13 protein-coding genes and 1 tRNA gene are annotated in these 14,141 nt (G+C 64.2%); 3 read left to right on the top strand and 11 right to left on the bottom strand.

Annotation, left to right across the window (positions count from 1 at the left end; all coding sequences use genetic code 11):
* Positions 1 to 178 precede the first annotated feature (178 nt).
* From ACO07D_RS16740 to pdxH, 5 genes are all read right to left on the bottom strand, one after another.
* Positions 179 to 3,877 carry a vitamin B12-dependent ribonucleotide reductase gene (locus tag ACO07D_RS16740; RefSeq protein ID WP_421704069.1) on the bottom strand — a complete coding sequence of 1,233 codons (3,699 nt, stop codon included), beginning with the start codon at positions 3,875 to 3,877 and terminating at the stop codon, positions 179 to 181.
* A gap of 553 nt (positions 3,878 to 4,430) precedes the next feature.
* Positions 4,431 to 4,507 (bottom strand) — tRNA-Pro (locus ACO07D_RS16735).
* Positions 4,508 to 4,548: 41 nt separating this feature from the next.
* Positions 4,549 to 4,995, bottom strand: coding sequence for a DUF192 domain-containing protein (locus ACO07D_RS16730; protein WP_421705058.1), 447 nt, complete (start codon positions 4,993 to 4,995; stop codon positions 4,549 to 4,551).
* A gap of 50 nt (positions 4,996 to 5,045) precedes the next feature.
* Positions 5,046 to 5,585 carry a cold-shock protein gene (locus tag ACO07D_RS16725; protein ID WP_421704068.1) on the bottom strand — a complete coding sequence of 180 codons (540 nt, stop codon included), beginning with the start codon at positions 5,583 to 5,585 and terminating at the stop codon, positions 5,046 to 5,048.
* 111 nt (positions 5,586 to 5,696) lie between these two features.
* Positions 5,697 to 6,302, bottom strand: a complete 606-nt coding sequence (gene pdxH / locus ACO07D_RS16720) for a pyridoxamine 5'-phosphate oxidase (RefSeq protein WP_421704067.1) — start codon at positions 6,300 to 6,302, stop codon at positions 5,697 to 5,699.
* A 128-nt stretch (positions 6,303 to 6,430) separates the two neighbouring features.
* Between pdxH and fabI the strand changes: the two genes are divergently transcribed.
* Both fabI and gpt read left to right on the top strand, forming a co-directional pair.
* Entirely contained in the window at positions 6,431 to 7,255 is an 825-nt protein-coding gene (gene fabI, locus ACO07D_RS16715) for an enoyl-ACP reductase FabI (RefSeq protein ID WP_421704066.1), read from the top strand.
* The gene (gene gpt / locus ACO07D_RS16710; RefSeq protein ID WP_421704065.1) at positions 7,255 to 7,761 is read left to right on the top strand and encodes a xanthine phosphoribosyltransferase; all 507 of its coding nucleotides are present in this window, start codon (positions 7,255 to 7,257) and stop codon (positions 7,759 to 7,761) included. The genes fabI and gpt overlap by 1 nt, the downstream gene beginning before the upstream one ends.
* Before the next feature lie 334 nt (positions 7,762 to 8,095).
* Here the strand turns inward: gpt and ACO07D_RS16705 are convergent, their stop codons facing one another.
* The 3 genes from ACO07D_RS16705 to prfA form a co-directional block, all read right to left on the bottom strand.
* A complete protein-coding gene (locus ACO07D_RS16705) occupies positions 8,096 to 8,761 on the bottom strand; it encodes a DUF4167 domain-containing protein (protein ID WP_421704064.1) in 666 nt (221 codons plus the stop codon).
* A 227-nt stretch (positions 8,762 to 8,988) separates the two neighbouring features.
* Positions 8,989 to 9,822 (bottom strand): peptide chain release factor N(5)-glutamine methyltransferase, encoded by an 834-nt coding sequence (gene prmC, locus ACO07D_RS16700; protein ID WP_421705057.1) that lies wholly within the window; start codon positions 9,820 to 9,822, stop codon positions 8,989 to 8,991.
* A 28-nt stretch (positions 9,823 to 9,850) separates the two neighbouring features.
* Positions 9,851 to 10,906: a peptide chain release factor 1 gene (gene prfA / locus ACO07D_RS16695; RefSeq protein ID WP_421704063.1), complete on the bottom strand. Its 1,056-nt coding sequence runs from the start codon at positions 10,904 to 10,906 to the stop codon at positions 9,851 to 9,853.
* 62 nt (positions 10,907 to 10,968) lie between these two features.
* Between prfA and ACO07D_RS16690 the strand changes: the two genes are divergently transcribed.
* Positions 10,969 to 11,247 (top strand): hypothetical protein, encoded by a 279-nt coding sequence (locus ACO07D_RS16690; protein ID WP_421705056.1) that lies wholly within the window; start codon positions 10,969 to 10,971, stop codon positions 11,245 to 11,247.
* Here the strand turns inward: ACO07D_RS16690 and ACO07D_RS16685 are convergent.
* From ACO07D_RS16685 to ACO07D_RS16675, 3 genes are all read right to left on the bottom strand, one after another.
* Positions 11,197 to 11,610 carry a DUF1499 domain-containing protein gene (locus tag ACO07D_RS16685; protein WP_421704062.1) on the bottom strand — a complete coding sequence of 138 codons (414 nt, stop codon included), beginning with the start codon at positions 11,608 to 11,610 and terminating at the stop codon, positions 11,197 to 11,199. The genes ACO07D_RS16690 and ACO07D_RS16685 overlap by 51 nt on opposite strands.
* 185 nt (positions 11,611 to 11,795) lie before the next feature.
* On the bottom strand, positions 11,796 to 12,755 hold the full coding sequence (gene speB, locus ACO07D_RS16680; RefSeq protein ID WP_421704061.1) for an agmatinase: 960 nt from the start codon (positions 12,753 to 12,755) through the stop codon (positions 11,796 to 11,798).
* A gap of 187 nt (positions 12,756 to 12,942) precedes the next feature.
* Positions 12,943 to 14,112 carry a M20 aminoacylase family protein gene (locus ACO07D_RS16675; RefSeq protein ID WP_421704060.1) on the bottom strand — a complete coding sequence of 390 codons (1,170 nt, stop codon included), beginning with the start codon at positions 14,110 to 14,112 and terminating at the stop codon, positions 12,943 to 12,945.
* Positions 14,113 to 14,141: the final 29 nt, after the last annotated feature.

Here is a 14,141-nt window from a genome sequence, read left to right as displayed (position 1 = left end):
GTGTTTTTCTGCCTGCGGCCCTGTCCGCGTCAGGGGCGAGCGCACCCGCCCCGTGTGAGAGTGAGAGGGCCAGGAACCGCCCCACTCTTTCTTGTTTGGCTGCGCGAGTTGACCCGAAAACCGGTGCCCACTTTTCGGCTCGCGCACGCCGTCCCCCACGAAACTCGGGAGAAATCTTTTACGAGCAGCCCGTGGTCGAGCCGCAGGTGTTGCATTTCATGCAGGTGCCGTTGCGCACCAGCGTGTAGTTGCCGCATTCGCCGCAGGGGTCGCCTTCGTAGCCCTGCATCTTGGCCTTGGTGCGGGCGTCGATCGAAGTGGCCCCGGTCGAGATCGCGGTCTCTGAGACCACGGAGGTGGTGGCCGTGGTCTGGGTCGCGGTCTCCGGCACCAGCGTGTTCAGCGCGCCGACCGGGTCGGTGGTGCCCAGCGAGGTGGCGCCAGCGGCCCCGCCCTGCAGCACCATCAGCTCCTGCGGGACCCGCTTGCGCAGGTAGCCGGTCGAGCTGATCTGCTTGAGCACCTCGATCGACTTCGCGGTGGTGCTTTCCGAAGGCTCCTGCACGTTCGACACGCCTTCTTCCTGGCCATGGCCGAGGTCGTCGAAAGCGGCGCCGGCCGGTTTCACGTGGGCCAGGTCGGTGCGGTCCAGGTAGGACACCGCCAGTTCGCGGAAGATGTAGTCCAGTATGGAGGTGGCGTTCTTGATCGAGTCATTGCCCTGCACCATGCCCGCCGGTTCGAACTTGGTGAAGGTAAAGGCATCGACGAACTCCTCCAGCGGCACGCCATATTGCAGGCCGACCGAGACGGCGATGGCGAAGTTGTTCATCATCGCGCGGAAACCGGCACCTTCCTTGTGCATGTCGATGAAGATCTCGCCCAGGGCGCCGTCTTCGTATTCGCCGGTGCGCAGATAGACCTTGTGCCCGCCGACGATGGCCTTCTGGGTGTAACCCTTGCGGCGTTCCGGCAGTTTCTCGCGGCCACGGGCGACCTCCTTGATGACCACCTTTTCGATGATCTTCTCGGCCAGCACCTCGGCCTTTTCCTGCGGCGTACCCGTCGCCAGGATTTCTTCGGCCTCCTCGTCATCCTCGACCAGGGCGGCGGCCAGCGGCTGGCTGAGCTTGGAGCCGTCGCGGTAGAGCGCGTTGGCCTTGATGCCCTTCTGCCAGCTGCGTTCGTAAGCGGCTTGGCAATCCTCGATCGTGGCGTCGTTCGGCATGTTGATGGTTTTCGAGATCGCGCCGGAGATGAAGCTCTGCGCGGCGGCCATCATGTCGATATGCGCGTTCACGGACAGGAAGCGCTTGCCCTTCTTGCCGCAGGGGTTGGCGCAGTCGAAGACCACGTAGTGCTCTTCACGCAGGTGCGGCGCACCTTCCAGGGTCATGGTGCCCAACACGTGGTCGTTGGCGGCCTCGATATCCTGGCGGGTAAAGCCCAGGTGGCGCAGCAGGCTGAATTCCGGGTCGTTCAGTTTCTCGGCCGGGATGCCCAGCACGTTGGTGCAGAATTCCTCGCCCAGGGTCCACTGGTTGAAGACGAAGCGGATGTCGAAGGCGGAGGGCAGAGCGGCTTCGATCTTGGCAATCTCGTTTTCGCCAAAGCCGTGGCCGATCAGCGTGGTGTGGTTGATCGCGGGGGCATTGCCCATGGTGCCGTGACCAACCGCATAGGCGATGATTTCTTCAATCTGGGCGGAGTTGTAGCCCAGTTTCTCAAGCGCGGCGGGGACCGAGCGGTTGATGATCTTGAAGTAACCGCCACCGGCCAGTTTCTTGAACTTCACGAGCGCGAAGTCGGGCTCGATACCGGTGGTGTCGCAGTCCATGACCAGGCCGATGGTGCCGGTGGGCGCAATCACGGACACCTGCGCGTTGCGGTAGCCGTGGGTCTGGCCCAGCTCCAGCGCCTCGTCCCAGGCGGTCATGGCCAGGTCGATCAGGCGCGGATCGGGGCAGTTGGCGTGGTCGAGTTCCACCGGCTTGATCGCCAGGTCCTCGTAACCCTCGGTCGCGCCGTAGGCCGCCGTGCGGTGGTTGCGGATGACGCGCAGCATGTGGTCGGCGTTCTTGGCATAGCCCGGGAAGGCGCCGAGTTCCGCCGACATTTCGGCGGAGGTCGCATAGGCCACACCGGACATGATCGCGGTCAGCGCGCCGCCCAGGGCGCGGCCCTCGGCGCTGTCGTAGCCGTAACCCATGTTCATCAGCAGGCCGCCGATGTTGGCATAGCCCAGGCCCAGAGTGCGGAAGTCATAGCTCCGCTGCGCGATTTCCTTCGAGGGGAACTGCGCCATGGTGACCGAGATCTCCAGCGTAATGGTCCACAGACGGGTGGCGTGCATGTAATCCTCGGCCTGGAACACGCCGTCCTTGAGGAAGGTCAGCAGGTTCATCGAGGCCAGGTTGCAGGCGGTGTCGTCCAGGAACATGTACTCCGAGCACGGGTTCGAGCCGCGGATCTCGCCGTCTTCCGGGCAGGTGTGCCAGGCGTTGACCGTGTCGTGATACTGGATGCCCGGATCGGCGCAGGCCCAGGCGGCGTGGCCGATCTGTTCCCACAGGTCGCGCGCCTTGATGGTCTTGGCGACCGTGCCGTCGGTGCGGCGGATGAGTTCCCAGTCGCTGTCGGCTTCGACCGCCTTCAGGAAGCTGTCGGTCACGCGCACCGAGTTGTTGGAGTTCTGGCCCGACACGGTGGCATAGGCCTCAGAGTCCCAGTCGGTGTCATAGGTCGGGAATTCAATCGAGGCATAGCCCTGCTTGGCGTAGTCCAGCACGCGCTTGATGTAAGCCTCTGGAATGGAAACCTTTTTCGCGGCGCGCACGGCGTCCTTCAGGGTTTCGTTTTCCTTCGGATCGGTCGCGGCCTCTTCGACGCCGTCCCAGGCGCGGATGGCGGCGAAGATCGCGTTGAGGTGGGTCTCGTGCATCTTGGAGCCCGCCACCAGGGAGGCCACCTTCTGCTCTTCCTTCACCTTCCAGTTGATGTATTCTTCAATGTCGGGGTGGTCGGCATCGACGATGACCATCTTGGCCGCGCGGCGCGTGGTGCCGCCCGACTTGATCGCGCCAGCCGCGCGGTCGCCGATTTTCAGGAAGCCCATCAGGCCCGAGCTTTTGCCGCCGCCCGAGAGGCTTTCGTTCGCCGCACGCAGGGACGAGAAGTTGGTGCCGGTGCCGGAGCCGTATTTGAACAGCCGTGCCTCGCGCACCCACAGATCCATGATCCCGCCATCACCCACCAGGTCGTCGCCGACCGACTGGATGAAACAGGCATGGGGCTGCGGGTGCTCGTAAGCGCTGCTCGACCGTGTCAGCTTGCCGGTCTTGAAATCCACGTAATGGTGGCCCTGCGAGGGGCCGTCGATGCCATAGGCCCAATGAAGCCCGGTGTTGAACCACTGCGGCGAGTTGGGCGCGGCGCGTTGCGCGGCCAGCATGTGGCGCATCTCGTCGAAATAGGCCTGGGCGTCTTCCTCGGTGGTGAAATAACCACCCTTCCAACCCCAATAGGTCCAGGCGCCGGCCAGGCGGTCGAACACCTGCTTGGCCGAGGTTTCACCACCGAAACGCTCGTCCTCGGGCAGTTCGGCCAGGGCCTTTTCATCGGGGACCGAGCGCCACAGGAACTCGGGCACGTTCTTTTCGCGCACGCGTTTGGACACGGCGGGCACGCCGGCCTTGCGGAAGTATTTCTGCGCGATCACGTCCGAGGCGACCTGGCTCCACCCGCCGGGCACTTCGCATTCATCCAGCTTGAACACCACGGTGCCGTCCGGGTTGCGGATTTCCGACTGGGTCATGATGAAATCCAGGTCGGCATATGCGTCTTGGCCCTGGGTGGTGAATTTGCGTGCGATCTTCATGGGTGCCCCGTCCGGTTTTTTTCTGCGCCTTGGACGGGGCCGCGTTCCTGGCTTGGCTCCGCCCGTTCAAATTCGTGCTGATCGGAGGGCGCGCAGACAAAGGAGCATCGTTCGAAGGCTCGGCTTTCGCGGGCGCTTCGTGTCACCTGGCCTTGTGGGGCTGGGGCTTGATGTCTTTTCCTATCCCTACCGACCCGGCCACTATATCTTGTGGCAAATCCGATCAGCTTCCACAAACTGGCGTATGGACCCATAGACCGTCAACGGAAAATTCAGGATTATCCCCAGCTCTTTGCTGTTGACCCTACGGCGGTTCTCTGGTGACCCCCGATTAACCATTTGATTCATCCACAGGGGCAAAACGAGAATTATTCAGCCCCTCGGCGGGCTTAGCGCGGGGGGCTGCAAAACGGGGTGAACTGGCCTGTGGAGAACTTGCTGCATGTGCAGCATTGTTAACCTTTAGCGTGCAAGTAGAATCCGACAATCAGCCCTGACGTGTAGGCTCCTGCGGCAGAGAATCGTCTGCCTGATTCTTGTGCGGTGAGAGAGGTGGTCGGGGCGGCGAGATTCGAACTCACGACCTTCTGTACCCAAAACAGACGCGCTACCAGGCTGCGCCACGCCCCGAACCGGGCCTGAATAGCGGTGCCCGACAGCGATGAAAAGGATTAATTCGCCTCTGTGCAGGGCCAGGCGGCAATTTTCGCGTCGAAGCCGGGATGGCGCAGCTCGCTGCCCGGCTCCAGCCCCAGGATGCGCGCCATGCCGCCCTTGATCTCGAGCACGGCAATCACGCCCTCGCCCCCGCTGATCGGTGTTTCGTCATGGGGCACGGCGTTTTCGTGCACATGCTGCACCACGCCCTCGGGCGTGATGAAGATCATGTCGAGCGGGATCAGCGTATTGCGCATCCAGAAGGCCGGTTTGCCCGCGCGCGGATAGATGAACAGCATGCCCTCGGAGGCGCCCAGGCTTTCGCGAAACATCAGCCCGCGCGCCTGTTCGCGCGCGGTAAGCGCCAGTTCAATGGTGAACTGCGCCTGCCCCCAGTCGCCGCGAATATCAAGCCGATCCGGGGCGCAGTCATCGCCTGCCGCAAAAGCGCCCTGCCCCATCACCGCGACGCCCAGGGAAAGACTGAGCGCCAGGATGGGGTCAAGCCGCCTCACTGGTCGCCGTTCTCGTGAATGACCGTGTCCCATGCGGTGACGAGCGCGGCCATGCGGCCCCGTTTGCCGTCGATCACCCGCAGGCAGATCGCTTCACCCGGTTGCAGGTCGGCCAGACCTGAGCGGCGCAGCACCTCGACATGGATGAACACGTCCTCGGGCCGCCCGAACACATTGGCAAAGCCGAAGCCCTTGCCCTTGTCGAACCATTTCACCCGCGCGGGTTCCATCGGCCCCGCCTCGGAAAGGTCCGGAGCGGGCCCGTGTTCGCCGTCGTCCACCTCGCCCTCGGCGGGCGGGTCGATCGACAAAACCTCGGTGGCCTGCATGCCCCGCGTGGTTTCCTGCACGATGATTTCGATTCCGGCCCCGTCCGCCACCGAGCTTTGCCCGAAGTTCCTGAGCACGTTTGCATGCAACAGGATATCCGGGCCACCGCTCTCGGCAACCACAAACCCAAAACCCTTGGCTGGATCAAACCATTTGACCTGGCCCCGCAGGACGGAACCCGCCTGCGTGTTGTTTTCTTCCGTCATTCAAACACCCGTGTGTTCGCATCCCCACGTCAGTTGTGAGGCAGATCACCAGTAGGTGCAAGGTTTAAAAACCTATTCTTTCCGGCAGGTTGGAAATCGAGGTGAAGGAGGTCACGGGTTCAGGCGATCGACCTGCCAGGGGTCTTCAACGGAATCGCGGGTCCAGCGGAAACGGTCATGCAACCTAAAGGCGCCATCGGCCCAGAACTCTATCTCCAGAGGGCGAATTCGATAGCCGCCCCAGAATGGCGGACGGCCCGGATTGGGCCCGTGTTCGGCGGTCACCTTGGCCACCTTGGCCATCAGGGCGGCCCGCGACGACAGCGGCTGCGACTGGTCCGAGGCCCAGGCGCCCAACCGGCTTTTCAGCGAGCGCGAGGCGTAATAGTCATCCGCCTGCGGCCCCTCCTCGCGGCTGACCAGCCCCCGCACGCGGATCTGCCTGCGCAGGCTTTTCCAATGCATGACGAAAGCGGCCTTGCCCGCCTGATCAATCTCGGCGGCCTTGGCAGACCCGTAGTTGGTGTAGAAGACGAAAGCGTCGTCCTCGATTTCCTTCAGAAGCACCATGCGGCTGTTGGGCAGCCCGTCTGCATCCACCGTCGCAAGCGCAATGGCGTTGGGGTCGTTGGGCTCGGTCCCTTCGGCCTCGGCCAGCCAGGTGCGGGCGATCACGAATGGATCCTGGCCTGCAAATTTTCCGCTGCGGTCCGTCATGGCTCTGCTCCTGTTTCGGCATGCTCGTCTTCCGCGCGCCCTTGCCCACAAAGCCCGGCAAGGCTTGCGGGGTCAGGCGCAATCGCCTAAAGGGGCATAACGCAGATATACGGGACGGGGAACAACGAATGTCGACCGGTTTGATGAATGGAAAGCGCGGCCTGATCATGGGCCTCGCCAACGATAAGTCCATTGCCTGGGGCATCGCCCAGGCGCTGCATGGTGCGGGGGCGGAGCTGGCGCTGTCCTACCAGGGCGAAGCGATGAAGAAACGCGTGGGCCCGCTGGCCGAGAAGCTGGGCAGCGATTTCATCGTTGATTGCGACGTCAGCGACGAGGCCTCGGTTGATGCGCTTTTCACCCAGATCGAAGAGCGTTGGGGCAAGATTGACTTCATCGTGCATGCCATTGGTTTTTCGGACAAATCCGAGCTGCGCGGCCTCTATGCCGAGACCAGCCGCGACAACTTCCTGATGACCATGGATATCTCGGTCTACAGCTTCACCTCGGTGGCGCGCCGTGCGGCCCAGCTGATGCCGGAAGAGGGCGGCTCGATGCTGACCCTGACCTATTACGGCGCCGAACAGGTGATGCCGCATTACAATGTCATGGGCGTCGCGAAAGCCGCGCTGGAGGCCTCGGTGCGCTACCTGGCCGAGGACTACGGCAAGCGCAACATCCGGGTGAACTCGATCTCGGCCGGGCCGATCAAGACGCTGGCCGCCAGTGGCATCGGCGATTTCCGCTACATCCTGAAATGGAACGAACTGAACTCGCCCCTGCGCCGCAATGTGACGATCGACGACGTGGGCAAATCGGCGCTTTACCTCTTGTCGGATCTTGGCTCGGGCGTGACCGGCGAGACGCATCATGTCGATGCGGGCTATCACGTGGTGGGCATGAAAGCGGTGGATGCGCCGGATATCGACGTTGTGACCGGGAGGAAATCGTAATGAGCGGCCATCAGCTTCCCCATGAAAAGGGCTTTCACGTCAGCTGGGACCAGCTGCACCGCGATGCCCGCGCGCTGGCCTGGCGGCTGGACGGCAAGGGGCCGGATGCGGGCGCCTGGCGCGCCATCGTCGCCATCACCCGCGGCGGCATGGCGCCGGCTATGATCATTGCCCGCGAGTTGGACGTGCGCGTGGTCGATACGATCAGCGTGAAGAGCTATGACCACCAGAGCCAGTCGGACGCGGTGGTCCTGAAGGCCCCTGATCTGGCCATCGTCGGCGATGGTGAGGGCATCCTGGTGATCGACGACCTGGTCGACTCGGGCAAGACGCTGGAAGTGGTGCGCAAGCTCTACCCGAAAGCGCATTTCGCCACCGTCTACGCCAAGCCCAAGGGCGAGCCGATGGTGGATACGTTCATCACCGGTGTGAGCCAGGACACTTGGATCTTTTTCCCCTGGGACATGGCGCTGCAATATGTGGAGCCGTACCGCGGCAAGGACTGAGGTCGCACGCCGCGGTTTGCACCGCGCCGTTCGCGCGGGGTGAGCGTCCCCCAGACGCTCCCCTGATCCGCGCTCATCCCCTGGGACATGGCGCTGCAATACGTGGAGCCCTATCGCGGCAAGGACTGAGGTCGCGCGCCGCGGGTTGCACCGCACCGTTCGCGCGGGGTGAGCGTCCCCCAGACGCTCCCCTGATCCGCGCTCATCCCCTGGGACATGGCGCTGCAATATGTGGAGCCGTACCGCGGCAAGGATTAATTTCGATCCACAAATGGTTGAAAAGAAAAGGCCCCGTCCGATTGGCGGGGCCTTTTCCTTGTGCACTATCCGAGTGTTATTCGGCGGCTTCCGGCGCTTCGGGGCCGTCGGCGGGTTTCGCCTCCTCGGCCTTCGCATCAGCCTTTGCTTCGCCCTTGGGCACGCGCGGTTTGCGCGGGCGGGGCGCGCGTTTCTTGGGCTTGCTTTCCGGGGTTTCGACCAGACCGCTGTCGGCATCGTCGCCAGCGTCGATCACGTCGCCCCCCATGGCGGGCTGCGGCGCCTCGCCCAGGTCCATGCTGGACTGAGGGGCAGCCTGTGGCGCCGCTTGAGGCTGATCCCCCTCGCCTTCCGCACCGCCACCGGCGGCCTGTTCGGCCTTCTGGGCATCGCGCTTTTCGGCACGCTGCGCCTCGCGGGCCTCGCGTTCCTCGCGCTGCTGCTGCTGGCGCTGGCGGTTCTGTTCCTCGGCAGCCGCACGGCGGGCGTCCACCTCGCGCTGTGCCTCGCCCAACAGGCGGGTGTAGTGCTCCGCATGTTGCTGGAAGTTCTCCGCCGCCACCCGGTCATTGCCAAGCGCCGCATCGCGGGCCAGTTGCGAATATTTGTCGATAATCTGCTGCGGCGTACCGCGCACCTTGCCTTCCGGCCCGGAGCTGTCGAACACCCGGTTGATGATATTGCCGGGGTTGTTGTTGCGGTTGCGGTTCTGCTTACCGCGCGATCGTTTCGAAGATCTCATGAGCTTTGATGTCCAGCCTTCAGGGCTTGTCTTTTTCACGGACCCGGCGCAACAGGCGCCACAGTATCCGTCATTTTGGGCTTGAGAGCAGCGGGGGTCCGGAGGACCGACATCCGATGCCTGTACCTGAGAGTTGCCATGCCGGGTCGGGCAAGACAAGGGGTAAATGGGATTTTTCCACGCTTTCGGCGAAATTCACGCGATTTTGCAGGGTTTTGCGGATGTGGTCAGGGCGCATTGCCCATGACCACCCGGTCGCGCCCGTCCAGATCGGGCAAGAGGCGCACCTCGGCGAAGCCTGCGGCATCGAACATGGCGGCAACGGCTTCGCCCTGATCGAAGCCGATCTCCACCATCAGCCGCCCGCCCGGTTCCAGATGGGCGCGCGCGCCGGCGGTGATCACGCGATAGGCATCGAGCCCATCGCCGCCCGGGGTCAGGGCCAGGTGCGGCTCCCAATCGCGCACCTCGGGTTCCAGCGTGGCCATGGCGGCTTCGGCGATATAGGGCGGGTTGGAGACGATGAGGTCGAAGGGCCCGCCCTCGACCGCATCCCACCAGCTGCCCTCGCGCAGCACGGCGGGGCCGTCCAAACCAAGGGCTTCGCGATTGGCCTTGGCCACCTCCAGCGCCTTCGAGGACAGGTCCGTGCCGAGCCCCCAGGCGCCGGGCATCTCCTTCAACAGCGTCAGCAGGATGCAGCCCGAGCCGGTGCCCAGGTCAAGCACCCGTTCGAAGGGTTCGGCCAGGGCCGCCTCGATCAGGATTTCGGTGTCCGGGCGCGGGTCCAGCACCGCGGGGGTGACCTGGAAGCGGCGGCCATAGAATTCGCGATAACCGACGATCTGCGAGAGCGGCTGGCGTTTGCAGCGTTCCTGCACGTGGAGGAAAAAGGCAAACTCCTCCTGGTCGGTGATCTGGTCATGCAGATGCAAGGTCAGGCGCGAAGGATCGATCCCCATGACCATGGCCAAGAGGCGGCGCGCGTCGCGGGCGGGATCGTCCACCCCAGCGCCAGCCAGGTCGGTCACGGCCAGACGGATCGCCTCGGCACCGGTCATGGAACCAGCCTTTGCGTCGGCCATGGGCTCAGCCCTCCATCTCGGCCAGCTGCGCGGCTTGGGTTGCGGCGATCAGTGCGTCAATGGTTTCGTCCAGGTCGCCCTGCATGACCTTGTCGAGCGAATAGAGCGTCAGGTTGATCCGGTGGTCGGTCATGCGGCCCTGGGGGAAGTTGTAGGTGCGGATGCGTTCGGATCGGTCGCCCGAGCCCACCTGGCTGCGCCGGTCGGCGGCGCGTTCGTCATGCACCCGCTGGCGTTCGGCGTCGAACAGGCGGGCCTTGAGCACCTGCATGGCGATCTCGCGGTTGCGGTGCTGGGATTTCTCGGAGCTGGTCACGACGATGCCGGTCGGCAGGTGGGTGATGCGCACGGCTGAATCGGTCGTGTTCACATGCTGCCCACCGGCACCGGAGGCGCGCATGGTGTCGATGCGGATGTCATTTGCGTCGATGTGGATGTCGACGTCTTCGGCCTCTGGCAGTACGGCCACGGTCGCGGCCGAGGTGTGGATGCGCCCACCGCTTTCGGTCTCCGGCACACGCTGCACACGGTGCACGCCGCTTTCGTATTTCAGCCGCGCAAAGACGCCGTCGCCCTTCACATGCACGGTGGCCTCCTTGATGCCGCCCAGCTCGGTCTGGGCCGCGTCGATCACGTCGAAGCTCCAGCCCTGCCCTTCGGCATAGCGCTGGTACATGCGCAGCAGGTCGCCTGCGAACAGCGCCGCCTCGTCGCCACCGGTTCCCGGGCGGATTTCGATCATCGCCGGGCGCGCGTCGGCAGCATCCTTGGGCAGAAGAGCCAGGCGCATGGCCTGTTCGGCGTCCGGAAGGGCCTCGCGCAGGGCGGGCAGCTCTTCCTCGGCCAGGGCCTTCATTTCCGGGTCGTCGAGCATCGCTTCAGCCTCGGCAATGTCACCCAGCAGCTGGCGATAGGCGGCAATGCCGTCGACCACCGGTTTCAGCTCGGCATATTCGCGGCCAACGGCGGCGATTTCATCGCCCGACAGCCCCTCGGCCATGCGGGCTTCAAGGAACTGAAATCTCTGGGTGATCGCGTCGAGTTTGTCCAAGGGCACCATGGGCCCGGTTTGCCCGGCGGGGAGGATTTGGTCAAGAGCACGCGTGATGCTATGCTATGCCCATGTTCCGCGTGGCGATGATATTGACCCTTCTGGCCACCCCTGCCCTGGCCGATGTGACCGGCCCGGGTGGCAAGGTGATCGACTGCTACTGCACCGATACCCAGGGCAGCCGGGTCGAGCTGGGGCAGTCGATCTGCCTCTTCGTGGACGGGCGTGCCTTCATGGCGCGGTGCGAGATGGCGCTGAACGTGCCGATCTGGCGCGACACCGGGGAGGGCTGCGTCTCGTCACTCTTCGACCGTTTCAAGGCGCTGGAGCCAGTCGGCGACGCGGGCTGAGTTCACCCCCATATCGCCGCGACCGAAGCGCAGGCGGGCGTGGATCGCGATCTGGTCGTCCTGCAGCTGCAGCGTGGTGAAATCCGGGAATCCCCAGAGCTTCGAGCGGGTGATATAGGTCACATGACCCGTGGCGGGTGAGCCTGCAAAGAGCCGCGTGCGCGGGGTGGCGCGGGCGATGCGGTCAAGCGCCAGAAGGGTTTGGGCATCGCCCGGGATCACCTCGACCACCCCGCCCGTCATGCGTTTGGGCGTGGGGTCGACATCGGTGTGGAAACGGGCGGGATCGGTGGGGGACAGGCGGACATAGGCCATGAGCGCCAGGATGATCAGCGCCAGAATTCCCAGGAGTTTCAGCCCCATATCCCTGTCCCTTTTGCCTTCCGCATATGCGTGTTCGGGTCACGTAGGGGGCGACAAGGCAAATTGCGAGCCTTCCTTTGCGTCATTTCTCAAGCCGGTTTACGGGGATGTCGGCAAACAGGGCGCGCGGTCCGACGTATCATCTTCGCATGCGCCAGGTAGGATTGGGCCTCATTTCTCTGCAATCACCGCCGGGTCCAGCACCACAGGCACAGGATTTCCATCGCCACATGGGCCCCGGCAATGGCCGTGGCGCCGGTGGTGTCGAAGGGGGGCGAGACCTCGACAATATCGCCGCCGACCAGGTTGATACCGGCCAGATCGCGCAGAATGATCGACGCCTGCGCCGAGGTCAGCCCGCCCCAGACCGGCGTGCCGGTGCCCGGCGCAAAGGCCGGGTCCAGCGCGTCGATGTCGAAGGTCAGATAGGTCTTGTTGTCGCCGAGGATCGACTTGATTTTCTCGGCGGTGGCCTGCGTCCCGCGTTCGTGCACCTCGCGCGCGTCGATGATGTTGACGCCCAGCGTGTCGTCATTCTGGGTGCGGATGCCAACCTGGACCGAGCGGGACGGGTCCACGATGCCCTCCTTCACCGCCTTGTAGAACATGGTGCCGTGATCGACCCGGGTCAGGTCATCATCGGGCCAGGTGTCGGTATGGGCGTCGAATTGCAACAGGCTCAGGGGCCCGTGTTTCTTGGCATAGGCGCGCAGGATCGGGAAGGTGATGTAGTGGTCGCCGCCCAGCACGAGGGAGGCCGCGCCCTGGTCAAGGATGCCGGTGATATGCGCCTCAAGGGCCGCCGGAAACTCGTCCACATGGGCATAGTCGAAGGCCAGGTCGCCATAGTCGGCGATGGCGAATTCGGACAGCGGATCGAAGCCCCAGCCATAGGGCGCGTCGGGCGATTGCAGGGCGGATGCCTCGCGGATCGCACGCGGGCCCAGGCGGGTGCCGGGGCGGTTGGTCACCGCTTGGTCGAAGGGGATGCCGGTGACGGCCAGGTCGACGCCGGTCAGATCCTTGGTCAGGGTGCGGCGCAGGAAGGAGGTCACGCCACCGAAGGTGTTTTCGAACGACAGCCCCTTGTAGCCCTCGCGGGTGATCGCCGTGTCGACCTGTTTCTTTGCGTCTTCCAGTGCCATCAGACCCTCCAGATTCCCTGTTCAGGCTCCATGTTGCGAAATTTGATCAAATTTGCAAGAGGGAGGTGACTGCACCGCGCTGGGGGGCTGCGCCCACCCAGGGCCCCCTCCCGGCAGAATTCGTTCCGAATTCGCCTGCCGGGTCAGTGCAGCGGCCGCCCCGCTGCTTCCATGAGTTCGAGAGTTGTTACCCCACCGGCTGCGCGATCTCGACAAGCCGGGCGAAGAAGCTGGCGCCGACCGGCGAGGCCTCGTCGTTGAAATCGTATTTCGGATTGTGCAGCCCGGCCCCCTCGCCAATGCCAAGGAAGAAATAGGCCCCGGGGCGCTCTTCCAGCATATAGGCAAAATCCTCGGCGCCCATTTCGGGGCGGCGGCCTAGGTCGACGTCTCCGGCGACGTCGGTGGCGGCCTTGGCGGCAAGCGCCACGCCGGAGCTGTGGTTCACCGTGGCCGGGTAGCCGCGTTCATAGTCGATCTCGACCTCCACATCGAAACTGGCCGCCTGCCCTTCCAGCACCGCGCGGATACGGCGTTCGGCCATGTCGCGTACCTCCGGGTCGAACGACCGCACCGTGGCCTGGATCCAGGCGCTGTCGGCGATGACATTTTCCGCCGAGCCGCCGTGGATCTGCGTGACCGAAATGACCAGTTGATCGAGCGGGTGCACATTGCGGCTGACGATGGTCTGAAGCGCCATGGCCATGCCGGCCGCCGCAATCACCGGGTCGCGGGTTTCCTGCGGATAGGCGCCGTGGCCGCCCTGCCCCTTGATCGTCGCGGTCAGCGTATCGACAGCGGCCAACGCGGGCCCGTCACAGGCGAAGAAGGCGCCGAAATCCTGATCGGGCACATTGTGAATGCCATAGACCTGATCAATGCCGAACCGGTCCATCATGCCCTCGTCACACATGACCTTGGCCCCGCCGCCATGTTCCTCGGCCGGTTGGAAGATCAGCACGACCTTGCCCGCGAAGCGCCGCGTCTCGGTCAGGTATTTGGCAGCGCCCAGCAGCATCGTGGTGTGGCCGTCATGGCCGCAGGCATGCATGCGGCCTTCGACGGTGGAGGCGTAGTCCAACCCCGTCTCTTCCGGCATCGGCAGCGCATCCATATCGGCGCGCAGCCCGATGGTGCCGCCCTTCCCGTCCTTGGCGCCCTGCCCGTTGATCACCGCGACCACGCCCGAGACACCGATCTGTTCGTGGATCTCGTCCACGCCGAACTCCTTCAGGCGTTCGACCACGTAAGCCGCGGTTTCATGACACTCCAATCCCAGCTCCGGATGCATGTGCATCCAGCGGCGCCAGGTCTTCATCTCGTCGGCGTAATCGGCAATGCGGTTGATGATCGGCATGGGTTGCTCCTGTGCGCTCGCATGATATC

This window comes from Aliiroseovarius sp., from assembly GCF_965228805.1.
Classification (GTDB): Bacteria; Pseudomonadota; Alphaproteobacteria; order Rhodobacterales; family Rhodobacteraceae; genus JASBTN01.
Note: the sequence above shows the minus strand (reverse complement) of the source record. Positions and strands in the feature narration are given on the sequence as shown.

What these genes read in the sequence shown, in the direction of transcription:
- ACO07D_RS16740 (WP_421704069.1), bottom strand. Translation starts at nt 3,877, where the DNA reads ATGAAGATCGCACGCAAATTCACCACCCAGGGCCAAGACGCATATGCC.
- ACO07D_RS16730 (WP_421705058.1), bottom strand. Translation starts at nt 4,995, where the DNA reads ATGGGGCAGGGCGCTTTTGCGGCAGGCGATGACTGCGCCCCGGATCGG.
- ACO07D_RS16725 (WP_421704068.1), bottom strand. Translation starts at nt 5,585, where the DNA reads ATGACGGAAGAAAACAACACGCAGGCGGGTTCCGTCCTGCGGGGCCAG.
- pdxH (WP_421704067.1), bottom strand. Translation starts at nt 6,302, where the DNA reads ATGACGGACCGCAGCGGAAAATTTGCAGGCCAGGATCCATTCGTGATC.
- fabI (WP_421704066.1), top strand. Translation starts at nt 6,431, where the DNA reads ATGTCGACCGGTTTGATGAATGGAAAGCGCGGCCTGATCATGGGCCTC.
- gpt (WP_421704065.1), top strand. Translation starts at nt 7,255, where the DNA reads ATGAGCGGCCATCAGCTTCCCCATGAAAAGGGCTTTCACGTCAGCTGG.
- ACO07D_RS16705 (WP_421704064.1), bottom strand. Translation starts at nt 8,761, where the DNA reads ATGAGATCTTCGAAACGATCGCGCGGTAAGCAGAACCGCAACCGCAAC.
- prmC (WP_421705057.1), bottom strand. Translation starts at nt 9,822, where the DNA reads ATGACCGGTGCCGAGGCGATCCGTCTGGCCGTGACCGACCTGGCTGGC.
- prfA (WP_421704063.1), bottom strand. Translation starts at nt 10,906, where the DNA reads ATGGTGCCCTTGGACAAACTCGACGCGATCACCCAGAGATTTCAGTTC.
- ACO07D_RS16690 (WP_421705056.1), top strand. Translation starts at nt 10,969, where the DNA reads ATGTTCCGCGTGGCGATGATATTGACCCTTCTGGCCACCCCTGCCCTG.
- ACO07D_RS16685 (WP_421704062.1), bottom strand. Translation starts at nt 11,610, where the DNA reads ATGGGGCTGAAACTCCTGGGAATTCTGGCGCTGATCATCCTGGCGCTC.
- speB (WP_421704061.1), bottom strand. Translation starts at nt 12,755, where the DNA reads ATGGCACTGGAAGACGCAAAGAAACAGGTCGACACGGCGATCACCCGC.
- ACO07D_RS16675 (WP_421704060.1), bottom strand. Translation starts at nt 14,112, where the DNA reads ATGCCGATCATCAACCGCATTGCCGATTACGCCGACGAGATGAAGACC.